The organism is Anabaena sp. FACHB-1237, assembly GCF_014696225.1.
GTDB lineage: Bacteria > Cyanobacteriota > Cyanobacteriia > Cyanobacteriales > Nostocaceae > FACHB-1237.
Genome location: NZ_JACJPV010000006.1, coordinates 1 through 22,061, shown reverse-complemented (window position 1 = coordinate 22,061; position 22,061 = coordinate 1). Strand labels below are relative to the sequence as shown.

At 34.5% G+C, this 22,061-nt stretch carries 23 protein-coding genes; 15 read left to right on the top strand and 8 right to left on the bottom strand.

Annotation, left to right across the window (positions count from 1 at the left end):
* Positions 1 to 56 precede the first annotated feature (56 nt).
* Complete coding sequence (gene hslO, locus H6F32_RS04440) at positions 57 to 962, bottom strand: Hsp33 family molecular chaperone HslO (protein WP_190368137.1); 906 nt, start codon at positions 960 to 962, stop codon at positions 57 to 59.
* Positions 963 to 1,044: 82 nt separating this feature from the next.
* Here hslO and H6F32_RS04435 point away from each other — a divergent pair, with 82 nt between their 5' ends.
* The 7 genes from H6F32_RS04435 (at position 1,045) to H6F32_RS04405 (ending at position 7,922) form a co-directional block, all read left to right on the top strand.
* Complete coding sequence (locus H6F32_RS04435; protein ID WP_190368136.1) at positions 1,045 to 1,446, top strand: hypothetical protein; 402 nt, start codon at positions 1,045 to 1,047, stop codon at positions 1,444 to 1,446.
* An 11-nt stretch (positions 1,447 to 1,457) separates the two neighbouring features.
* Positions 1,458 to 1,943, top strand: coding sequence for a hypothetical protein (locus H6F32_RS04430; RefSeq protein WP_190368135.1), 486 nt, complete (start codon positions 1,458 to 1,460; stop codon positions 1,941 to 1,943).
* 380 nt (positions 1,944 to 2,323) lie between these two features.
* Positions 2,324 to 3,712, top strand: coding sequence for a collagen-like protein (locus tag H6F32_RS04425; protein WP_190368134.1), 1,389 nt, complete (start codon positions 2,324 to 2,326; stop codon positions 3,710 to 3,712).
* Between the two features lie 297 nt (positions 3,713 to 4,009).
* On the top strand, positions 4,010 to 5,146 hold the full coding sequence (locus H6F32_RS04420) for a branched-chain amino acid ABC transporter permease (RefSeq protein WP_190368133.1): 1,137 nt from the start codon (positions 4,010 to 4,012) through the stop codon (positions 5,144 to 5,146).
* A gap of 91 nt (positions 5,147 to 5,237) precedes the next feature.
* Positions 5,238 to 6,017, top strand: coding sequence for an ABC transporter ATP-binding protein (locus H6F32_RS04415; RefSeq protein WP_190368258.1), 780 nt, complete (start codon positions 5,238 to 5,240; stop codon positions 6,015 to 6,017).
* Positions 6,018 to 6,132: 115 nt separating this feature from the next.
* Positions 6,133 to 7,467, top strand: coding sequence for a GTP-binding protein (locus H6F32_RS04410; protein WP_190368132.1), 1,335 nt, complete (start codon positions 6,133 to 6,135; stop codon positions 7,465 to 7,467).
* A gap of 185 nt (positions 7,468 to 7,652) precedes the next feature.
* A complete protein-coding gene (locus H6F32_RS04405) occupies positions 7,653 to 7,922 on the top strand; it encodes a Calvin cycle protein CP12 (protein ID WP_190368131.1) in 270 nt (89 codons plus the stop codon).
* 158 nt (positions 7,923 to 8,080) lie between these two features.
* Here the strand turns inward: H6F32_RS04405 and H6F32_RS20870 are convergent, their stop codons facing one another.
* The 5 genes from H6F32_RS20870 to H6F32_RS04390 form a co-directional block, all read right to left on the bottom strand.
* A complete protein-coding gene (locus H6F32_RS20870; RefSeq protein WP_277875040.1) occupies positions 8,081 to 8,251 on the bottom strand; it encodes a DUF29 family protein in 171 nt (56 codons plus the stop codon).
* 56 nt (positions 8,252 to 8,307) lie between these two features.
* A complete protein-coding gene (locus H6F32_RS20865; RefSeq protein ID WP_313926375.1) occupies positions 8,308 to 8,439 on the bottom strand; it encodes a DUF29 family protein in 132 nt (43 codons plus the stop codon).
* A 2-nt stretch (positions 8,440 to 8,441) separates the two neighbouring features.
* Positions 8,442 to 8,612, bottom strand: coding sequence for a DUF29 family protein (locus H6F32_RS20860; RefSeq protein ID WP_277875039.1), 171 nt, complete (start codon positions 8,610 to 8,612; stop codon positions 8,442 to 8,444).
* Positions 8,609 to 9,427 (bottom strand): TlyA family RNA methyltransferase, encoded by an 819-nt coding sequence (locus H6F32_RS04395; RefSeq protein WP_190368130.1) that lies wholly within the window; start codon positions 9,425 to 9,427, stop codon positions 8,609 to 8,611. The genes H6F32_RS20860 and H6F32_RS04395 overlap by 4 nt, the downstream gene beginning before the upstream one ends.
* Before the next feature lie 137 nt (positions 9,428 to 9,564).
* On the bottom strand, positions 9,565 to 10,521 hold the full coding sequence (locus tag H6F32_RS04390; protein WP_190368129.1) for a DUF4351 domain-containing protein: 957 nt from the start codon (positions 10,519 to 10,521) through the stop codon (positions 9,565 to 9,567).
* Between the two features lie 448 nt (positions 10,522 to 10,969).
* On the opposite strand from H6F32_RS04390, the gene ccsB reads away from it, so the two are divergent.
* The 5 genes from ccsB to H6F32_RS04365 all read left to right on the top strand — a co-directional run bounded on the left by ccsB (position 10,970) and on the right by H6F32_RS04365 (position 15,825).
* Positions 10,970 to 12,022, top strand: coding sequence for a c-type cytochrome biogenesis protein CcsB (gene ccsB, locus H6F32_RS04385; RefSeq protein ID WP_190368128.1), 1,053 nt, complete (start codon positions 10,970 to 10,972; stop codon positions 12,020 to 12,022).
* Positions 12,023 to 12,098: 76 nt separating this feature from the next.
* Positions 12,099 to 12,503, top strand: coding sequence for an Npun_F0494 family protein (locus H6F32_RS04380; RefSeq protein WP_190368257.1), 405 nt, complete (start codon positions 12,099 to 12,101; stop codon positions 12,501 to 12,503).
* Between the two features lie 543 nt (positions 12,504 to 13,046).
* Positions 13,047 to 14,522, top strand: a complete 1,476-nt coding sequence (gene cobQ, locus H6F32_RS04375) for a cobyric acid synthase CobQ (protein ID WP_190368127.1) — start codon at positions 13,047 to 13,049, stop codon at positions 14,520 to 14,522.
* Positions 14,523 to 14,660: 138 nt separating this feature from the next.
* On the top strand, positions 14,661 to 14,915 hold the full coding sequence (locus H6F32_RS04370; RefSeq protein WP_199294476.1) for a 2Fe-2S iron-sulfur cluster binding domain-containing protein: 255 nt from the start codon (positions 14,661 to 14,663) through the stop codon (positions 14,913 to 14,915).
* A 133-nt stretch (positions 14,916 to 15,048) separates the two neighbouring features.
* The gene (locus H6F32_RS04365) at positions 15,049 to 15,825 is read left to right on the top strand and encodes a tryptophan-rich sensory protein (protein WP_190368126.1); all 777 of its coding nucleotides are present in this window, start codon (positions 15,049 to 15,051) and stop codon (positions 15,823 to 15,825) included.
* A 52-nt stretch (positions 15,826 to 15,877) separates the two neighbouring features.
* Here the strand turns inward: H6F32_RS04365 and lnt are convergent, their stop codons facing one another.
* The gene (gene lnt / locus H6F32_RS04360) at positions 15,878 to 17,437 is read right to left on the bottom strand and encodes an apolipoprotein N-acyltransferase (protein ID WP_242031046.1); all 1,560 of its coding nucleotides are present in this window, start codon (positions 17,435 to 17,437) and stop codon (positions 15,878 to 15,880) included.
* Positions 17,438 to 17,894: 457 nt separating this feature from the next.
* Between lnt and H6F32_RS04355 the strand changes: the two genes are divergently transcribed.
* Positions 17,895 to 18,317, top strand: coding sequence for a hypothetical protein (locus H6F32_RS04355; protein WP_190368125.1), 423 nt, complete (start codon positions 17,895 to 17,897; stop codon positions 18,315 to 18,317).
* Positions 18,318 to 18,613: 296 nt separating this feature from the next.
* Entirely contained in the window at positions 18,614 to 20,062 is a 1,449-nt protein-coding gene (locus tag H6F32_RS04350; protein ID WP_190368124.1) for a cyclic nucleotide-binding domain-containing protein, read from the top strand.
* A 117-nt stretch (positions 20,063 to 20,179) separates the two neighbouring features.
* On the opposite strand, the gene H6F32_RS04345 is transcribed toward H6F32_RS04350, so the two are convergent.
* On the bottom strand, positions 20,180 to 20,773 hold the full coding sequence (locus H6F32_RS04345) for a glyoxalase-like domain protein (RefSeq protein ID WP_190368254.1): 594 nt from the start codon (positions 20,771 to 20,773) through the stop codon (positions 20,180 to 20,182).
* 364 nt (positions 20,774 to 21,137) lie between these two features.
* Between H6F32_RS04345 and H6F32_RS04340 the strand changes: the two genes are divergently transcribed.
* On the top strand, positions 21,138 to 21,761 hold the full coding sequence (locus H6F32_RS04340) for a sigma-70 family RNA polymerase sigma factor (protein WP_190368123.1): 624 nt from the start codon (positions 21,138 to 21,140) through the stop codon (positions 21,759 to 21,761).
* Positions 21,762 to 22,061 lie beyond the last annotated feature (300 nt).

Sequence of the window (22,061 nt, the reverse complement as noted above, 5' to 3'; positions counted from 1 at the left end):
TTAATCACTCCCACAGATAACATGAATATTATCTAATTGGAGTGTGAGAAGTTACATTAACCCGAAATTGAAGATTCTGTTTGTAAGTCAACAATTAACTGGGCTAAATGACTACTACTAGCTTGATAAACATTACCACAAAAATCACAAGTTGCTTCTGCTCCGTCATCTTTAGTAATCATATCTTGCAGTTCAGATTTACCTAAAGTCCTTAATGCTCCTAGTACCCTATCAAAAGAACAACCGCAATGGAAGCGTAACATCTGACTTTCTGGAAATATATTCAATTGCATATCGCCCAGAATATCAGTGAAAATTTCTGTTAATGATTTACCAGCTTGCAATAAAGGAGTGAACCCTGATAATGCGGAAACCCGTGATTCTAATTTGGCTACTAATGCCTCATCTCTGGCTGCTTTTGGTAACACTTGTATAAGTATGCCCCCTGCGGCTGTAACGCCTTGTTGACCTACAAATACACCTAAAACTAAAGCTGAAGGTGTTTGTTCTGAGTGTACTAGGTAGTGAGCAACATCATCGCCAATTTCCCCTGATATTAATTCTACTGTACTAGAATAGGGGTAGCCAAAACCCACATCCCGCACTACGTAGAGGAAACCTTTACCAACTGCACGGCCTACATCTAGTTTACCACGATCATTAGGAGGCAGTTCTACGGTTGGATTACTTACATAACCCCGTACTGTTCCATCTAAACCAGCATCTACTAAAATACCACCTAAAGGACCATCTCCTTTAATTCTGACATTCACCCTAGAACCTGGACGTTTCATACTGGAGGCCATTAATAACCCTGCTGTCATGCTTCTGCCCAGTGCGGCAGTGGCCACGTAGGATAGTTGATGACGAACTCTGGCTTCTTCTGTTAATCTAGTGGTGATGACACCTACTGCCCGAATACCTCCATCGGCTGCTGTTGCTCTCATTAGTTGATCTGCCATGAAAACCCTTACAATTCTTTACAAGGTGACTTTTATATTTTAATGTCATCAAGTTATTTTACCAATTACTAATCACTAAATTATGCTAGGTACTTTCCAACAAAGCCAATTAAGAATTGAAATTAAAGCATCCGCCGATGCTATTCATGATAGTTTATTGTGTCCAGAAAATCTGCAAAAATGGCTACTGGCTGAGAAGTTTACCCCAAAAATGCCAGAAATGGCACAAATGCCAGAAATATTAACTAATGGATTTGAATTTTCTACTTCTACGGGATTAGTTACTATTAATCATCATGTAGATGTGATAAAACCCTATTGTTTACGTTTATTACTAAGTGGTGCTGTAGATGGTTTTCATGAGTGGTATTGGGGTGATGGTTGGATACAGTCACGTTTAGAAGGAGTTTCTATTTTACCTCTAAAGTTAGCTCAAACTGTGAGTTTATTGAGTTTGCGGGAGTTTGTAACTAAGAAAAAATAAGGAGATTATTTATGTTTCACTCATCAATTAAATTAATACAACCTCGAAATTTAGTGAAAATTTGGCATTTTCGCCGCCCAATTCTAGTATTCAGTAGTATTTTTGCGGGGATAATTGGTTTTGAATCTGTAACTTTAGCTGACACTGCTATTACTAATCCTAAACCTAATAGCAGAATAACCTGTGAAGAAGGATCTACTCGCAATAATTGCATTTTTTCTGCTACCGTAAATATGTCTAATTTGCCTGAAAATTCATATATTTCTATCCTATTAAGTGCGGGTGGTAGTATATGGTGGCACTCGGGTAATTCTATTGAATATAAAGGAAATGACAGTGAAATAATACAAGATTTGACTGTTAATCCTCAAACCACTAAAACAGTTCGCGCCTTTGTTATAGTCACAAAAAATCCACTACCTCAAGGTAAAAAATATAAAAGTTTGCCCAAATATATAGAAAAATCAAGTACAGTAAACTGGAAAGTACCACGCTAATTTGATTTTCTTGATTAATAGCATTTTCTCTCTCAATATGCTGTGCTACAAGCGGTAAACTGCTATTTATCTATAAAAAATCGGGAGAAAAAATGCTATTTTTGCAACAATTTTCAGGGTGAAATTTATGACGTATTGAAAATCACAAACTTGGTCTGATGATATTAATTTTCATACAAGTGATGGCGATCGCACTTAGATTTTGGTTTATAGCTATTCCTATTCAAGTGAGGTACAAACATTAATACAGCAGTTTCCGTTATTATGAGGTAGAGATGTTAATGATAAAACCCTTGTAACACGGGCATCTTGCTGTGTTCATAGTGTACCTCATGTAGATGGAATGGGCTGTAATTGAACGCAGAAAGAAAACATGATTTATGAAAACCCTTAAATTGCCTTTTTTACTGTCATTTTACCTATTTACTCACATTTTACCCGCTGCTGCCAATGTGATTTGTGTCACTGCTGAATCCCAAATAGCCAGATATTATGATGGTGATGGCAGTAGAGGAAGTGATGGCCGTAGTGGTAGGGATGGACGCAGTGGTAAAAATGTCACTATTAAGGCTGATGGTACTTCATTAAATCTCGATTTGTCGGGGAAGGATGGGGAAGACGGGGAAGACGGGGAAGATGGTTCTCGTCCCCACTGTCGTGGTTATGGGGATGAAGGTAGAGAAAATATTACTGCACCTAATGGTGGTAGTGGTGGTAATGGTGGAAGGGGCGGTAATGGTGGTAATGGGGGTATTTTAACGGTTTTATACCAAAATCTGGCAGATTTAAAGAATATTGTGGTGCTGGCTAGGGGAGGAGAACCAGGACGAGGTGGCCGTGGTGGTAGGGGTACGGCTGGTTGTAGTTGTGGTCGCCGCCGTTGGGAGGTAAAAAATTGTACTGGTAATTCTGGTAGTCCTGATTATAAGTGTAGTAATAGGATTTATCGCTGTTCAGGAGGTTTTGATGGAATTTATGGACGAGATGGCGTGAATGGTGTTCGTGGTAAGTTGGGAATCTTAAGAATTGTTAAAGGTCAAGAATCTTTAGCAGAAGATAATCCTACTGCGGAATTAACAATTTCTCGGTTAATAAATCAAGGTTTTCTACTTTCTAAAAATAAATGGCAAATACGTCAAGGGGCTAAGTCTTTATTAGCTATTGGTTCCGTAATTGATGACGAATATCAAGAGTTTGAAAGTCGGTTAGAAGGAAGTTTAAATTTAGTTTGGAATGAGAAAGAACCTATTAGTAATTTTGCTAATCAAATGGTGAATTTGACGTTAAATGATAATCAATTAATTGATGTAAATTTCCCTGATGATCTGTGGGTTAATGGGGTGGCTAGTCTTCAAGGAAATGTGACAGAATATAGAGTTAATAATGTTATTAAAAAAGATGATGTGACGCGGTTAGCTGTGGCTGATTTTGCTAATTATGGTGATAATTTAGTGTTAAGAATTGTGGATTTAGCGGGTAAGTCTGAGGTGATTAATACGAGATTTAAAATTAAATATACAGTACAAGATGGTGTCTATGATTCTTTTAATAATCAAGCTATTTTTGAGGAAGAAATTCCGGTGGAGTTGGTAAGTCGTGAATATAATCGTTTTAGTATTGCTGTGGGTAAGTTGTCAAAAATTCCCGGTTCAGCTTTACAACCAGGGACAAATGTTAATATGGAAATAACTGTTGTGCGTTTTTTGGGTAGTCGTTCTACACAACAGAAAATTAATTGGCAGGGTACTATTAGGAAAGTTAGAAGTTAGTAGGGTGCGTCAGACAGCATAAATTATGTCAATAAACAGGTTCTTGGTATCTGACGCACCCTACCAATGTGCCAGTTGCGTAAGTCATGGTCTATTAAAAAAACTTAGCGTATGCCAAGGTTGATGAAGTTGATATACTTAGGCGATCGCTTTAATCATGTAAGAATCATAATATAATGCCTGGCCTGAACTGTGTGCCAAATATTGTACAATTCGTCATCTGGTATTTGTTCAATGAGATGGTACATTCTCATCCGTAGTAAATTCATATTCCATGAACTCGGTAACTACTAATTTATGATTGAATATCTAATTTTTCTGGCTGTTTCTACCGCTACTTTTGCTTTATTCGGTTTAGGACTCAATTTACAATGGGGTTTTACAGGTTTAATTAATTTTGGGCATATTGCGTTTATGACGCTAGGTGCTTATACAACGGTACTTTTGAGTTTACAAAAAGGTGTACCTTTGCTTTTTGCGGTTGTAGTTGGTGCTATTGTAGCTGCTTTATTAGGTTTAGTGATTGGTTTTGCCACTTTAAGGTTACGAGAAGATTATCTTTCTATTGTAACTATTGGCACGGGAGAATTGATTCGTTTAGTAGTAAATAATCAAGATTTACCTGTGGGTAATAGTTGGATATCGGGATCTTTTGGAGTACAAAGTTATGTAATTCCATTGTCAAGTACACCAAATTTATTTTTCCGGTTATTGATGATTTTAATTTTAACTTTTTTGGCAGGAATTACGTTATTTTCTTTATGGGGTTGGATAAATTCCGCTAAGAAAATTGTTAGGGATAATGTGGCAAAAACCAGAAGTAGTCAACAGGAATTTATGACTCGTTTGGTGGTGGGAATAATTTTAGGATTATTGTCCATAGTAATTTACATTTCTGGGGTAATTGGTTTATATAATTATAATCCAAAAGCGGGGTTAATGTGGTTAGCTTTGTTAGTTTTGTCCTTTGTATTTTGGCGTTTACAAATGTTAGTAAAATCGCCTTGGGGTCGAGTTTTAAAATCTATTAGGGAAGATGAAGAAGTACCCAAAGCATTAGGAAAAAATGTGTTCAGTTATAAATTACAATCTTTGGTTTTAGGGGGTGCGATCGCTGGTGTTTCTGGGGCTTTTTTCGCTTGGCAATTAAGCGCGATTTACCCAGATAATTTTCAACCTCAATTAACTTTTGATGCTTGGATTATGATAATTTTAGGAGGTTCTGGTAATAATATTGGCACAATTTTAGGGGCAGTAATTTATTTTGCTTATGATGCTTTAACCAGAGAATTTTTACCGAAAATTGTCCCTCTGGATGTGGAAAGAATTGGGGCATTTAGAATCATGTTTATTGGCTTAATTCTCATGGTATTGATGATTTGGCGACCACAGGGTATTTTAGGTAAAAAGGAGGAGTTAACTTTGGGTAAATAGATTGGCGATTAGAAATCGCATATACACAGGCAAAACCCACCTGCGTGGGTTAATAAATATGATTCTCAATTCCCAATTACCTATAAAAATTATGATTTTAGAAACACCAGAAATGCCATTATTATCTGCTACCGGACTTTGTAAAAATTTTGGTGGTATTAAAGCAGTGCAAGAAGCTAATATTGAAGTACGAAAAAGTAGTATTACCGGATTAATTGGTCCTAATGGTGCAGGTAAAACCACATTATTTAATTTACTTTCTAATTTTATTCGTCCAGATAAAGGAAGAGTAATATTTGATGGTGAACCAATTCATAAATTACAACCTCATCAAATTGCCCAACAAGGTTTAATAAGAACTTTTCAAGTTGCTAAGGCTTTATCACGGTTATCGGTGTTAGAAAATATGTTGTTAGCAGCACAAAAACAAACGGGAGAAAATTTTTGGCAAGTGCAATTTCAGCCCCATATTGTCGCTAAAGAAGAGAAAAAATTAAAAGAACGGGCAATGTTTTTATTAGAGTCTGTGGGGTTAGAAAAAAAGGCTAATGACTATGCAGGAGGTTTATCAGGGGGGCAAAGAAAACTGTTAGAAATGGGCAGGGCTTTAATGACAAATCCTAAGTTAATATTGTTAGATGAACCAGCAGCAGGTGTTAATCCCAGGTTAATAGATGATATTTGCGATCGCATTTTAAACTGGAATCGTAACGATGGTATGACATTTTTAATTATTGAACATAATATGGATGTAATTATGTCTTTATGTGATCAAGTTTGGGTATTAGCAGAGGGACAAAATTTAGCTGTGGGAACTCCTACAGAAATTCAAAATAATGCTAAAGTTTTAGAAGCATATTTAGGACAATAACGTTATATTAGATATGCCAAAGAAAATTAGAGAACTGAAAAATTTAGATCCCGGACTTCTTAAAGAAGTCCGGGATCTGAAAATCTAAAATCAAAAACCAAACATCCAAAATCCTATGACTCGTAACTTACAAGAAACCCATTTAAACCGCGCCCGTGCTAGTATTAGACAAGCATTGTCTTGGTATAATTATCTGCGTAAGTCTGGTAAATTATCAGGAAATTCTGAATTAATTACAGTGGTAAAACCACAAATAGAAATATTAAGCACTACCCTAGAAAAACTTGATGCTAATATTATTAGAATTGCTGCTTTTGGGTTGGTTAGTCGGGGAAAATCTGCCGTATTAAATTCCTTAATGGGCGATAAAATTTTAGAAACTGGACCATTAAATGGTGTGACACAATGGCCGCGTTCAGTACGTTGGAAACCAGGAGATAAGGTATTAGTTGAATTGATAGATACACCAGGTTTAGATGAAATTTCTGGGGATGCAAGGGCGCAAATGGCTAAGGATGTTGTGCGTCAATGTGACTTAATCTTATTTGTGGTTTCTGGCGATATTACGAGAACAGAATATCAAGCATTATTAGAATTACGTCAATCACAAAAACCTTTAATTTTAGTATTTAATAAAATTGATTTATATCCAGAAACGGATAGAGAAACAATATATAAAAACTTGCAACAATTAGGGGCAGGAAATTCATCAAATCAGCCATTATTACCTGATGAAATTGTAATGATCGCGGCTGAACCAGCACCAATGGAGGTAAGAATAGAATGGGCAGATGGTAGGGTTAGTTATGAATGGGAAACTCCAGAACCACAAGTTCATGAATTGAAAGAAACTATTTTGAAAATATTAAATAGAGAAGGGCGATCGCTATTAGCATTAAACGCCTTAATTCAAGCTAGAGAAGCAGAAGAAATTATTACTAGTAAAACCCTAGATATTCGCCAACAAGAAGCAGAAAATATTATTTCTCAATTTATTAAATATAAAGCCATAGCGATCGGATTAAATCCCATTGGTTTTTTAGATATTATTGGTGGTTTAATCACAGATTTAGCCCTGATTCGTTCCCTAGCAAGATTATATGGCCTACCCATGACTAGTTATGAAGCTACCAAATTATTAAAAACCATTTTATTTAGTTCTGGTAGTTTATTTCTGAGTGAAATAGCCACTAGTTTGATATTAGGTATAGGTAAAACCACAGATGCAATTAGTGGAGAAAATCCCTTTCATATTACTACTTTTGCCACTAGTGGATTAATGCAAAGTGTAATAGCAGGCTATGGTAGTTATCGAGTAGGAAAAGCCGCCCAAATTTACCTAGAAAAAGGCTGTACTTGGGGACAATTAGGGGCTAATACTGTTATTCGAGAAATATTATCACAAGTTGATGAAAACACAATTTTGTATAGGTTAAAACAGGAATTATAACCTCCTTAAGATCCCCGACTTTTTTAAGAATTTGGGGATCTGTAATATCTATTAAAAAGTATATAAATTAACAAAAAAATCAGTTGTCAATTGTTAATCTTGAGAAATAATCGGCAAATAAATTATTCTCTATATCTGTGCATCTGAGTTGGCAATAATTCCTAGTTAGTTTATATCTAAAAATCATGACAACCGTAAATCAAATCCAAAAACAAATCCAAAAAAGTCCGCAAACAACCATTGATGAAAAAATCCTAGCCGCAATAGTAAAAGCGCGGGAAATATGCGAAATAGATGGAAAAAATTCCTCTACTTGTATTCAAGCATGGAATTTAATTCAACAATTACAAATAGAAAAAGCCCAAGAAAAACAAGCAAAGCATCGCAAAACAGACTTAGAAATATACTGTGAAAATCATCCAGAAGCACTAGAATGTTTAATATATGATACGTAAGTATTCAGCTATTAGTAATCAGTAATCAGAGAATAGTATCAATAACAAGGGTTCAGAAATTTTAATTTCACAGAATGTTATCTGCATTCGTTTGTTTTCATTCTTTGTATTTTAATATTTCAGGTAAATAGCTGATTGCTGATAGCTGAATGCTTAAGTTACTCAGGTAAAAATTTAATATTGAGAACCTCTTCAGCAGTAAAAGAACATTGTACCGGAAAAATATCAACAGATAAACCCGTTTCTGCCATTGCCCAATTTAAAGCAGGATCATAACAACTATCAAAAATATCCTCATCATATTTGCATAGACTTACAGCACATTCCATCTACATGAGGTACACTATGAACACAGCAAGATGGCTGTTTTACAAGGGTTTTATCATTAACATCTGTATCTCATAATAACGGAAACTGCTGTATTAATCCGATGACGATGTTCTTTAATACTACCTTGCCAACTTCCAGAACGATTATCATGCTGATATTTCCACTTCAATAAATGTGCTAAAACCACAATTAAACAATTAAATTGTTTTCTAAAGCATCTTTTAAATTTCCACCTATTTCTTCTATTAATAAATCAATATCTAAAGCCTCAAAATTGCGTTCTTTCAATTGGCTGATAGTTTTATCTAACCATGATTGATCATTTATTTGATCATCTTGTACAAATTGGTTACTCATCATTTTTTCATAAACTCCTGAACTGCTAACTTAGTCATTTCCTGAATAGATTCTAAATCAGGTACTATTATTTCACCATCCATTTTTAACCATAATAAATACTCAATATTACCAGCAGGACCAGTAATAGGAGAAAAAGTTAAACTTTGATATTGCCAACCTAATTTTAGGGCGGTTTGGAGAACTTGAAAAATAGCATCAGCATGATCTTGAGAATCACGCACCACCCCTTTTTTACCCACTCGACTTTTACCTACCTCAAACTGAGGTTTTACTAATAAAATTGCCTCCCTTGGTGCTTGAATTAAATCCCAAATAGCAGATAAAACCTTAGTTAAAGAAATAAAAGAAACATCTACCACTACTAAGTCAGGAATTATATCATTTTCTGTATATAATTGTTCTGGTTTTAATTGACGTAAATTTGTGCGCTCTTTTAAAATAACTCGCGGATCATTTCTTAATTTCCAATCAACTTGGCCATAACCAACATCAATACCATAAACTTGTTTTGCACCAGATTGTAATAAACAATCGGTAAAACCTCCTGTAGAAATTCCTCCATCTAAACAAATGCGATCCTTAACAGAAATTGCAAAAAAATCCAATGCTTTCGCTAATTTTTCTCCACCACGAGAAACGAAACGAGAACGTTCTTTAATGACTATTTGTGCAGATGTATCTACTTCCGTTCCTGCTTTATCTATTAAATTTTGATTAACAGTTACTTCTCCAGCTTGAATTAAACGTTGTGCTTGTTGACGAGAAGAACATAAACCCAATTCTACCAATAAAGTATCTAATCTTTGTTTAACCAATGTTTTCGCTCCAATATTAATAATAACCCAAGTTACTAGTTATCACTATAAACCTTTTGATATATTTTTCATGATCATGATCATCATTAAATTAAGATCCCCGACTTATTTGAGAAATCGGGGATTTGGGGATAGGTTTATGATGGAGAATTTTGATTTAACCAAGTTTCTAAATCATCAACTTTAGTAAAATCTAGGAGATATTCTGCTAAAGCTTCAATTGTTTCAACTGGTAATTTTTGAATCTTCTCAGTTAAATTTTCTGAAATTTTACCAAACTTTTTGTTAATTTGCTTGGTAATTAATAACATCTCACCTTCAATTTTGCCTTCAATTTTGCCTTCAATTTTACCTTCAATTTTGCCTTGAATTTTTCCCTCTCTTTTTCCTTCAAGAACGGCTAACTCTCTTTCTTGTTGATATAGTGGTTCTAATCTCATAAGTACCTCCCTATCTTCATCTTTTTGATTATTTCTTTTCAGATGTGTTTGCAGGTTATATAGTAATTCTAACCCGATTTTCCTAAATGGATGATTAGTTGGTAAATTGGCCAGTTCATCTATAGCTTGTTGCTGAACTTTGCCTCTTCCTAAAATTCTGATCCATAGGGTTTCTTCCGTACATGGTAATTGATGAATTACTACTATTGCTGTGCGTAAATACTTTCCTAAATAATAGACACCAGGTAAATAATCTTGTTTTAAGGTAGCATTAAATCCTGATAGTATATCAGATGATGCTGTGGGTGTGAGTATCCATAATTTCGGCAGTTGTTCATCTAATAAATTAGATTTATTACGCTTTGCTTCTCTTTTTAAGACTCCTTTAATTTCTAATAATTTGAGTATACAATCTCCTATTTCGTCCACTTTTACTGGATTACGATAGGGTTCAAACATTGCTGGCGTTAATGCCATATTACCTAATAATCCTAGCATTTTTACACTAGGATCGAGTTGGGACAATGGAGAAAAATAAACATCTATTTGCCTAATTTCTCCTGCCAACTCACGAGGTGTTTCTACTTTTCCATAGGGTTTAAGCAGTTCTTCTAAATAGTCCTTAGAAAACTGATCATAGATAAATCTGGTCATGTGTCAATGTTTTCTGAGGATCGTTGTATTCAGCATTACTTACAGGTGATCACTAATTTGATCTCTATACAATAAACATAGTAATTTTATACCATAAATCTATAGGATGTGGGTAATATTATTTAATAAAAATTCAAATGTAATGTATATATTATTATGTAATATGTTTTAAGAACCCACACTTATTAATTGATTTATTGATCAAGATAGGACTGCTATTTTAATTTTCAACCTTGTAAGAGTCCGGTATCTTGTTGTTTGTCAGGAAATATTATAAAATTGATACATTTGATATACATTTACTGATAACTGATAACTGATGGCTGACTGCTGATGGCTGAATGCTGATAGTTATGGAAGAAATTGAGGATCTTGTGGTTACAAAAACCGATAGGATGAGAAATAAAGTGAGAATTAATCTGAAAGCATCCATTAGGGAGACGTATTTATGAATCTGGTTGTACTCCAGAATTGGCTAGATAATGCCTCTTTTGCTGTTTTATTCTGCACCATGTTAGTATATTGGGTGGGAGCAGCTTTTCCTAGTTTATCATTGACTGGGGCTTTAGGCACAGCAGGAATGGCGATCGCTAATTTATCCATTGCTACCCTATTGGCTGCAAGATGGATAGAAGCAGGTTATTTCCCTCTTAGTAACCTCTATGAATCTCTATTTTTCCTGACTTGGGGTATTACTGCTGTTCACTTGATAGCAGAAAATTCTACTCGTAGTCGTTTGGTAGGAGTTGTTACCGCACCAGTGGCTATGGGTATTACAGCATTTGCTACTCTGACTTTACCATCAGAAATGCAAATTTCTGAGCCTTTAGTACCTGCTTTAAAATCTAATTGGTTGATGATGCACGTTAGTGTTATGATGTTAAGTTATTCAGCATTAATGGTAGGTTCACTACTAGCGATCGCTTTTCTAATTGTCACTCGTGGACAAAACATCCAATTACAAGGCAGTTCTGTAGGTACAGGTGGTTATCGTAGTAACGGCTATAAATTAATTAAATCAGGAGAATTAGTCACCCCAGCCTCAGAAAATAACGGTTTTATTGGTATAGAAAGCAACAGCCAAAACCAAAACAATGGTAAAGGTACAGCAGTGTTAGACGTAGTAAAACTTACAGAATCTGCAACTATCACCAATAGCCTAACCCTTTCACCTCAACGCCTTAACCTGGCAGAAATATTAGATAATATAAGTTATCGGATTATAGGGTTAGGATTTCCTTTACTAACTATAGGTATAATTGCGGGGGGTGTATGGGCAAATGAAGCATGGGGATCTTACTGGAGTTGGGATCCCAAAGAAACCTGGGCGTTAATTACTTGGTTAGTATTTGCAGCCTATCTTCATGCGAGAATAACTCGTGGTTGGCAGGGTAGAAAACCGGCAATTTTAGCCTCAGCAGGTTTTGTAGTAGTGTGGGTTTGTTATTTAGGAGTTAATCTTTTAGGTAAAGGTTTACATTCCTACGGTTGGTTTTTGTAGAATATTAGTGTGTTCTAAGTTAACAGTTAACCTTAGACGTTAACTGTTAACAGTTAAATGTTAATTAAAATTAGAAATATTTGCTGTGAATAGTCAAAATCTCAAACCCCTAGTATATTCTAGTAATACTCTAACCAGAGCAGAGCGATCGCTGATATGTTCACCATTTAAGCTAAACTTACTCATAGAGATGCAGAATCGAAGTATAGCATTAGGAGCGATCGCATCAGAACATGGAGTAAAGAAAAATTACACCAAACAACCATTATCAGAATTGATATGTGATAATGCTTTAAGTTGGCTAATAGACGTAGGAATATTAAGACGGGAAGTAGATGGCCAGGGAATTACGGACGGTTTTCGACTCACGCCTTTAGGGCATCAATTAGTGGAAAAGCTCAAAGAAAAAGAACTACCTCCAGCATCATTGAGCGATCGTCTACTCGATTTTATCACTCGGTGGTTACGTCGGCCTTTTTAGCCGTCAGCTGTGAGCTATCACTATATCACTAGGGGTTTAGCAATGCTAAACCCAGACTAGTAATCATAATTTTCACTCCGTACTTCGCACTTCCTACCCTACTTTACTTCCTGTTTTGATAATTTTGTTATTGGATAGCATATTGTGGGTATAAAGTACAATGAAAAACCTACACATTTACAAACACATTTACAGAAACAGGAGTTAGGCAACTGGCACATTAGTAGGGTGTGGTTCGACAAGCTCACCAACCACATCAGACAGCATAAATCATGTAAATAAACATATTCTTCACATCTGACGCACCTTACATCAGATTTTTGCTGTGACACTTGTGAAAGTCCTCAGAAAGTAAGTATTCAGGTAACGCCTAACATCACGCTACGTGAACAGTAATTAGCAATGAGAAAATATCACAGAACAAATACATTTGATAGAGACTATCTTTAAATATTAGCTGATCACTGATAACTCACGGCTGAATACTTAGAAAATTAATGATTGTGGCCATGAAAAAGTTAAGAATAGGAGTAAATCAAGAAAATGAAATCAATCATGGTAGTGGGAACAACATCCCATGCGGGAAAATCGCTAATTACCACCGCATTATGTCGCATTCTCTCACGGAAAGGATGGCGAGTTGCACCATTTAAAGGGCAAAATATGGCATTAAACGCCTATGTTACTGCCACAGGAGGAGAAATTGGATATGCCCAAGCAGTACAAGCCTGGGCTGCGGGAATAGCACCCACAGTAGACATGAATCCTATTCTCTTAAAACCCCAAGGAGACATGACATCTCAAATAATTCTCAAAGGAAAAGCAGTAGGTAAAGTGAACGCCAAAGACTATTATGAAGAATATTTTGATATAGGTTGGCAAACAGTTCAAGAATGTCTTCAAAACTTAACCCAAGAATTTGATACATTAGTATGTGAAGGTGCAGGAAGTCCAGCAGAAATAAATCTCAAACATCGGGATTTAACTAATATGAGAATTGCCAAATATTTACAGGCAAATACCATATTAGTAGTAGATATTGATCGGGGAGGTGCATTTGCCCATGTAGTAGGAACATTAGAACTATTAGAACCAGAAGAAAGACAACTAATTAAAGGTATAGTCATCAATAAGTTTCGTGGACAAATATCAATACTTGAACCAGGAATAAAATGGTTAGAACAAAGAACAGGTATTCCCGTATTAGGAGTAATTCCCTACTTAGAACAAGTTTTTCCTGCCGAAGACTCGCTAGATTTATTAGAACGTAAATCCACAAAATCCCATGCAGAATTAAATATTTCCGTGATTCGTTTATCAAGAATTGCCAACTTTACAGACTTTGATCCTTTAGAGTCAGAACCATCAATTAGAATTAAATATGTCCATCCCAAACAAGAATTAGGACATCCAGATGCGGTGATTATTCCTGGTACAAAAACCACTATTGCGGATTTATTAATATTGCAAAAAACTGGTATGTCCACAGCAATTCAAAATTATGCTGCATCGGGAGGAACAGTGTTAGGAATTTGTGGTGGTTTTCAAATGTTAGGAGAAATTGTCGCCGATCCTGAAGGAGTAGAAGGACAAGCAGGAAGATATTCAGGATTGAATTTATTACCGATAAAAACAGTAATTACAGGGCAGAAAATCGCCAGACAAAGACAAGTTACTTCCAATTATCCACAAATGGGATTACCTGTAAATGGCTTTGAAATTCATCAAGGGAGATCGCGTGTTGAAAATTCCAATGATCAAAAACCCTGTCAACCATTATTTGATGATGCTAACTTAGGATTAGTAGATAATTGTCAATCTGTTTGGGGAACATATTTACATGGTATTTTTGATAATGGTCCTTGGAGAAGGACCTGGATTAACCGTTTACGTCAACAAAGAGGTTTAACATCCTTACCTACAGGAGTAGCAAATTATCGAGAAGAAAGAGAAAAAATGTTAGATTTTATAGCTAACGAAGTAGAAAAACATTTAGATATCATACCTATTTTATCTTAAGCTATTAGCATTCAGTAATCAGGGATCATATTTTTGATATTGATATCACTAATATGGGCAAATATGGGGATAATGGTGAATTGCTTAATAGGCAAATATTGTTAATATCACAAATTAAACAATCTCGAAAACATAACTATGAAAATTGAATTTTTACCAGATAAAGTAACCACTGATGCAGAAATTGGCGAACTTATTTTAGATGTAGCAGAACGCGCAGGAATATCTATTCCTACGGGTTGTTTAATGGGCACTTGTCATGCTTGTACAGTAGAATTAGATAATGGAGAAGATGAACCAGAAATTATTCGTGCTTGTATTAGCGGAGTTCCACCAATTAAACCAGGACAGGAAAAATTAATAATTAATCTTTTCAGCGATCCTACTTGGTAATTGACAATTGATAATCTTATTAGTTTGTATCAGGGCTGGTTTTGGTTTTGTAAATAATAGCAACAAATTATCAGCTAAAACCGCCCTTACAATACTTAATTAATTTATCCTGATTAATGTATAATGTTCATCTATGCAACTACCCAATTCTAACTTACAAAATTTCTTGCGGCAAATATTAACTTTAATGGCTATTATTGCTGCATTTATCATTAATGTAGTCTCTAATATTTACCCATTAAATGGGATGAATATTGGCACAATTTCCAACACTATATTTCAAGATGTATTAATTGTACCAGCTAATTATGCCTTTATTATTTGGGGATTAATTTATGTAGGATTATTTAGTTTAGGAATTTATCAAGTTTTACCAAATCAAAAGGAAGATCAGGACTTACAAAATACGGCATATTTTCTAGTAATTGCTTCGGTATGTCAAAGTATTTGGGTGTATTTTTTCCTGGCAAGATATTTTGATTTATCAGTAGTTGCCATGTTAGGTATTTTAATTTCTTTAATGATGATTTATTATCGTTTAGGAATTGGTAAAAAAGCCGTAAATCGCAGCAAGAAACTATGTTTACATTATCCTATCAGCATTTATTTAAGTTGGATTAGTGTAGCGACAATAGTTAACATAGCTTGTACATTGCATTTCTATAAATGGACTGGTTGGGGTATTAATAGTCAATTGTGGACAGTGATTATGTTAATAATAGCCACCATAATTTGCGGAATAATAGTTATTAAATGCGAGGATATACCTTATTCTAGTGTAACAGTATGGGCATTAATAGCGATCGCAGTCAAACATTGGGATAAAGCATTAATTAGAAACTCAGCCTTAATATTAGCCATGATGATATTTTCCTTAATAACCTTTGTCACAATGAAACCGAGAAATTAAGACAAAAAACACCAAGATACCCGACTTCTTTAATAAGTCGGGTATCTAACTATTAGACTATCTTAATTATCAACCAAACCAAACCACTAATAATTACAAAAAAAGGTGTTAACCAGTCACCAAAACTAACATATAAAGTGCGATATTCACGGCCATAAATAACTGCCGCATGGGTTTCATAACTATTATATCCCGACTTCCACAAAGTGTGGCCATGAGGATCAATAACAGCAGAATAACCCGTATTTGTACTTCTCACTGCCCATCTACTAGTTTCAATTGCCCGCATAATATCCAGGGCATGATGTTGATCAGCCATAGCCATAGTATAATGGGCATCATTGGAAGAACTTAAAATAAACTTGCCTCCCATAGCAGCTTGATAACGGAAAATTTCTGGAAAAGCAGACTCATAACAAATACCCACAATTACCCTACCAAAAATAGTATCAAAAATCTGATTTTTTGCCCCATGAACTTGATGTGCTTCCAAAGGAGATAAACGTTCAATTAACTTACCAAAAATCTCCTCAAAAGGAATATACTCACCTAAGGGAACAAGTTTAGACTTATCATAACGACTGGTAATTTCCCCCTTTTCATTGACAGTAAATAAACTATTAGTATAACTATCTCCCTGGACACCAAAAGCACCTATCCATATCGGAATTTGTTGTTCTTTAATAGCCATAAATAAGTCAGTATTTGGTAAATTATAACTAAATATGGGAATAGCAGCTTCAGGAGTTAAAACAGCATTTACACCTTGATTAACTAACTGCAAATAACCATGAGTATAATGATAAATTGCTAAACGTAAACCTTGGGGAAGTACCTTAATTTTATTAGGAATATTACCTTGAATAATGCCAACCTTGACAGCATTATTAAAATCATCATTAGCAGGAGAAACATATAAATAAAACCCCCATAAATGCCCCAGCAAAAACAAACCCACAGCCCCAAATAACAAAATATAACTCTTTGCGTCTTTGCGTCTTTGCGTGAGATATAAAATCCCGAATTCAGCTAATAAACCATTAACAGAAACAAGTAAAAAAGTGACAGTATTACTACCAGAAATTTGTCCTAAATGTAGCACTAACAAATTATGAGGAGATTGAGTATAACTTAGGGAACTCCACCATAAAGAACTATAACTCCAAGCAGTTTCTAAACAGCACCAAATAGTAGATCCCAATAAAACTCGTAACCAAGGAGTTTGTTTATTGAAGCGTACCATTAAAAACGCCCAAATAACTAGAAAAAATCCGCCCCAAAAACTAACAAATAACCAACAAAATAGAGTAATTAACAAACTTGGCCACCAAGGAACACCTAACCAGTCCATAGGATGAATACCTCTAATCCATGATATAGCTGTTCCGTGATAAAATACACCCCAAATAAAAGCTAATCTGAGATAATTGTGACTATTATACTTATCATTAAATAATAATATCCACAATGGTATTAAGGCAAACCAAGCCAAAAACCAAAGACTAACAGGGGCAACTGTCAACCCCATCAATAAACCACTAATTGCTGCTAAAATATAGGATAAAATAGATAAAATACTAATGGGATCATCTTGAATTTTGAGTATTTTCATATTGAATGAGAGTAGATGGTGAACAAATCAGAAATAAATACAGTGGTTTGAAAACCCCATATCATATTTAGACAGTTTTATAATTTTACTGGAAAAAACCACTAAAATTACAGTAGCGCAAGCATCTTGCTTGCATCCATTATCTAAATTAAAAGTAAAACAGCTTATTTATTAGTGGATTTATTGGTACATTTTTATTAACGCAGATCCAGATAAATAGTAAATATGTATTATTAATTCTCAATTTTATAATGCTATTTTAGGTAATTCAGGACTTACGCAACCGGCACATTGGTAGGGTACGTCAGACACTATAAATCATGTAAATAACTAAATTGTTGATATCTGACGCACCATACAACAGATTTTTTAGTGTGACACTTGCGTAAGTCCTATAATATAAGCTATTTACTAGTTAAACTAATATCATACCTGATTTAGTTTGATTGAGTATTTTATGAACATCCGCACCAACATGATTTGTAAACTCAAATTCCAATTATTAACTTTAGCATTGATATCTGTTGTTTTTTGTCTGACAACATTTGATCATGCTTATGCCCAGAGTTTTGTTATAGCTGCTAATACGCAGATTGGTAGCACATTTAGACCTATTGAGGATGATTTTACACCTCAAGAAAAGCAAAAAATGCAAGGGTTAATACAGCGAAGAAACCAGGAAATTAGCAAAATTTTAGATTCATCACAACAGCAAAAACTTGCTCACGAATTACATAGAGGTAGTAGTCTGAAACAAGGATTAGATGCTGTAAATTTACCCACAGAACAAAGAGAATTAGTAAATTCCATTAATGTATTTACTAATTTAAAATTGAAGGGAATTATTTCTCATCATCAATTATTAGATAGTCATAAATAAAGCTAGAAATTGTCTGTTGTTAATTATGTCAGTCGTGGAAAGATAGATAAATATAGATAAATATAGATAAATATATATTTATTATATATTTATCTATTGATATATGTTTCTACTACTGACAATGTTATTGTTTATTTTAATCAAGTCTGAATAAACTTTTTGCACTTATATTGAGAAGTGTAAAATTTTTCTTGAAATTTACATAAATTCATTGTATAATGTAGTGGCTATTGGTCAAATTTAGTATATTTGACTACAAAAACCATGATAAACAGACATGATCAACAGAGATAATTATGACTCAATACCTAGAATATTTATGGTCATATATATATGCCGTATTAAACTATACCTTATTTACTTTTGGAGAAGTAAACTTTTCTGCTGTTACAATTTCTCTATTAATTCTTAACCTCTTTATTGTTTGGATATTAATTAAATTAGTACAAGTTTTCCTCAAACAATTTTTACTAATTCGTTTAGGATTAGACTTAGGAACTCGTGAGGCTATTAGCACATTAGTAACTTATATTTTAGCGATAATTGGGATATTGGTATCATTAGAAGCCATTGGTTTTAGCCTATCATCCTTAATAGTTATTGCTGGAGGTTTAGGAATAGGAATAGGCTTAGGTTTACAAGACATGGCGCGAGATTTAAGTAGTGGTATTATTATTGTATTGCGTCGTACCATTAAGGTAAATGATTATCTACAATTTGGTAGTAATCAAGAATTTGAGGATTTAGAAGGCACAGTAAAAAATATCTCCTTACTATCCACACTAATTACCACAGAAGATGGAGCAACATTAATTATTCCTAATAGTTCCTTGGTGACAGTACCGATTTTAAACTGGAGTTATGGAGGAAATCCTAATAGAATAAAATTACCAATTAGGATTCATCCCAGTACAGATATAGTATTATTTACGGAAACAGTTTTAACATCAGTAGATCAAGAGCCTTTCATTCTCAAAGATCCTCCTCCAGAATTAGTATTTAATGAATTAGGTGTAAAATACTTTGAGTTTGAATTATTTGTGTGGATACATAGTTTTAGAGATGATGAACCAGCAAAAACTAAACTGAATTATGCTATAGAATATAATTTGAGACAAAGGGGTATTAGTGTTAGTTTTCCTGATTATAGTGTTTATCTGAATAAAGCAAAAGTACCAGAGATTGTTAGTTTAGAAAACCAAGAACATCGAGAAATTCGTGGTGATATTTCTATTAGGGATCTGCTGAAAAAAGTTCCCTATTTTGAAAATTTCACAGAGTTAGAATTAAGGAAATTAATTGAAATTGGTTCACGGAAAAGATTAAAGAAAGACCAAATTCTCTTTAATGAAGGTGAACCAGGAGATGCGTTTTATATTGTGTTAGAAGGTGCTATAGATATTTTCGTAGCTAAGATAGATAAACATTTAACTACATTAAGAAGAGGAGCATTTTTTGGAGAATTATCTCTGATTTTAGGTATTCCGAGAACTGCTTCCGTCAGGGCTGTAGAACCTACTATTGTCTTTGGTATTTATCGTCAAGAATTTGAGAAATTATTACAAGATCAGCCTGACTTTGCTGAGTTAATTATTCAGGAATTGTCACAACATCAGGAAGAATTAGAACAACGGAAAAAGCAATTACAACAAATGGGTATAGTGGAAGAAAGTGATGATAGTAATATAGGTGTATGGGTACGTAAACGTTTACAGAAAATATTTGCGTTAACACTTACCACTTAACAGTTAAAATAGGCATATTGGTAGGGTGCGGTTTGGCAAGCTCAGTCCTCAAGCTATAAAATTAATAACAGTTAACCTTTAACGGTTAACTGTTCAATGTTAACTGTTAGCTATATGTTAACCTGCTACTTCTGCCATTTCAATAATGCGGCCATCGTAGTCTTTTACCAAAAAATTCAAGGGTTTATGATTACGAATTTTGAGTTTTAAACCTCTTGTTTCCACACGCATTAAGATTAATTCTAAACAGTCATGATCAAAACAAACATGACGTTGTTGATTTTTACTACCCAAACTTGCGCCAGTAATAATATGTAATTGGGTGTTTTTTTTCAGTTGATACCAAAGTCCATCATTCCCATTATTCATGGTTTTTGGAGCAAAATTGGAACTGGCGGACATATATAAGGGATCAATACCAGTAGCACCAATGGTTTGTTCGTAGTTGTAATAATAGTGCAAAGGTACTTCGGCTACGGGCAAATTAAGTAAACCTTCGTATAACTGTCGGGCAATTTCCAAATCTGATACCATGACAGTGTATACTTTGGGCGCGCTGCTGAGAAACATCCACATAGCACCAGCATAGGCCGCCAACAGCATGATCATTATGCCTTGAGTAGAGAACAGACTATCTAAAGGTAATGAAGGTAGGAAAGAGCCTATAATTGGAGTCGCTGGAACAGGTATGAAATTAGTTGCTATAACCATGAACAAAGAATTATTGTATAAATGAACCGCTTTTAATACAGAACTGACGTAACTGGCACATTGGTAGGGTGCGTCAGATGTCAAGGATCTGTTTATTTGCAGGCATGGAGTCTGACGTACCCTACAAGAGATTTTTGCTGTAAAACTTGGGTAAGTCCTATAGTATTGTCAATAAAGACTAGCATAACGATTCTGTTTCTAGTTTATCAATAGCCAGTGACAGGTGACACAGGAGTGTGTGAAAATTAGTATGAGTCATCATATCACTGTCCTGAGAAAACTTGCCACCTCTATATTATTATATATTATTAACTTATATAAATCCTGCTCTTGTATATTTTAACTGCTAACACATTAAAATCCTGTGCAAATTCCTTTCTTTTCTGAAGCTAATCATCCGTTAGTTAAGTCATTATTTCGCTATAGTGACCAAGAATTACTCACTTTATTTCAACGCTATCCTGAACATGGCAAGTATTTTACAGTAATTTTTTGCCGTTATAATTCTATAGTCTATACTTTAATTAGACATTCAACGCGATCGCCTGTCCAAGCTGATTATTTATTCGCCCTCATTTGGCGACAGATATACTATGAATTAGGCGGTCTTTCTTTAGTTAATCCAGAAACAGGTAAGCAAACTTTAACTTTACAAAATTGGTTAATTAACATCGCTGCTTTCTATATCAATGAAATGAAATTACCACCATCAGAATCAATTCATTATGTTCTGAAAAATACATCACCACCACTATGGTGTTATGTAGAACAAGCGTTAGATAGATTACAACCAATGTTAAGATTAATAGTGTTAATGTCTGAAACTTTTCATTGGAGTGAAACCAGAATAGCCGCTTATTTGCAAGCCGAAGGAGAACAAATTTCCCCTGGGGAAGTAAGTAATTTACTCCAAGAAGGTTATAGAATGCTAGAAGAAAATTTACCTGCGGATATTCGTGCTATTTACTTAGGTGAAGATAGTGAATAGTATCTATGTTTACTTTAAAAATCAGCGATCGCCCGTGACAACCAGGACAAAGGTTTAAGGCATTGTTAAGTTTTGTATCTAAAAATTGAAACCATAGCTGTGTATAGATTACATAATTTAGATGCGGTTACACTAGGTTTAAGTGAAGACGAAAAACGCTTGTGTGATGGTATTAGGACTTACGCATTGACAAAAAACATTATCTATGTATTCTAGATCATGCGATCGCTATTAAGATTAGCAAAAATATGCTCACGTACAACTAAAGTAAACAGATTCCTCTGTACTTCATACCAGTTG

What these genes read in the sequence shown, in the direction of transcription:
- lnt (WP_242031046.1), bottom strand. Translation starts at nt 17,437, where the DNA reads ATGAAAATACTCAAAATTCAAGATGATCCCATTAGTATTTTATCTATT.
- H6F32_RS04435 (WP_190368136.1), top strand. Translation starts at nt 1,045, where the DNA reads ATGCTAGGTACTTTCCAACAAAGCCAATTAAGAATTGAAATTAAAGCA.
- H6F32_RS04345 (WP_190368254.1), bottom strand. Translation starts at nt 20,773, where the DNA reads ATGGTTATAGCAACTAATTTCATACCTGTTCCAGCGACTCCAATTATA.
- H6F32_RS04405 (WP_190368131.1), top strand. Translation starts at nt 7,653, where the DNA reads ATGACAACCGTAAATCAAATCCAAAAACAAATCCAAAAAAGTCCGCAA.
- H6F32_RS04425 (WP_190368134.1), top strand. Translation starts at nt 2,324, where the DNA reads ATGAAAACCCTTAAATTGCCTTTTTTACTGTCATTTTACCTATTTACT.
- H6F32_RS04410 (WP_190368132.1), top strand. Translation starts at nt 6,133, where the DNA reads ATGACTCGTAACTTACAAGAAACCCATTTAAACCGCGCCCGTGCTAGT.
- H6F32_RS04355 (WP_190368125.1), top strand. Translation starts at nt 17,895, where the DNA reads ATGAACATCCGCACCAACATGATTTGTAAACTCAAATTCCAATTATTA.
- H6F32_RS04350 (WP_190368124.1), top strand. Translation starts at nt 18,614, where the DNA reads ATGACTCAATACCTAGAATATTTATGGTCATATATATATGCCGTATTA.
- H6F32_RS04415 (WP_190368258.1), top strand. Translation starts at nt 5,238, where the DNA reads ATGATTTTAGAAACACCAGAAATGCCATTATTATCTGCTACCGGACTT.
- H6F32_RS04370 (WP_199294476.1), top strand. Translation starts at nt 14,661, where the DNA reads ATGAAAATTGAATTTTTACCAGATAAAGTAACCACTGATGCAGAAATT.
- ccsB (WP_190368128.1), top strand. Translation starts at nt 10,970, where the DNA reads ATGAATCTGGTTGTACTCCAGAATTGGCTAGATAATGCCTCTTTTGCT.
- hslO (WP_190368137.1), bottom strand. Translation starts at nt 962, where the DNA reads ATGGCAGATCAACTAATGAGAGCAACAGCAGCCGATGGAGGTATTCGG.
- H6F32_RS20870 (WP_277875040.1), bottom strand. Translation starts at nt 8,251, where the DNA reads ATGGAATGTGCTGTAAGTCTATGCAAATATGATGAGGATATTTTTGAT.
- H6F32_RS04365 (WP_190368126.1), top strand. Translation starts at nt 15,049, where the DNA reads ATGCAACTACCCAATTCTAACTTACAAAATTTCTTGCGGCAAATATTA.
- H6F32_RS04420 (WP_190368133.1), top strand. Translation starts at nt 4,010, where the DNA reads ATGATTGAATATCTAATTTTTCTGGCTGTTTCTACCGCTACTTTTGCT.
- H6F32_RS04430 (WP_190368135.1), top strand. Translation starts at nt 1,458, where the DNA reads ATGTTTCACTCATCAATTAAATTAATACAACCTCGAAATTTAGTGAAA.
- H6F32_RS04390 (WP_190368129.1), bottom strand. Translation starts at nt 10,521, where the DNA reads ATGACCAGATTTATCTATGATCAGTTTTCTAAGGACTATTTAGAAGAA.
- cobQ (WP_190368127.1), top strand. Translation starts at nt 13,047, where the DNA reads ATGAAATCAATCATGGTAGTGGGAACAACATCCCATGCGGGAAAATCG.
- H6F32_RS20860 (WP_277875039.1), bottom strand. Translation starts at nt 8,612, where the DNA reads ATGATGAGTAACCAATTTGTACAAGATGATCAAATAAATGATCAATCA.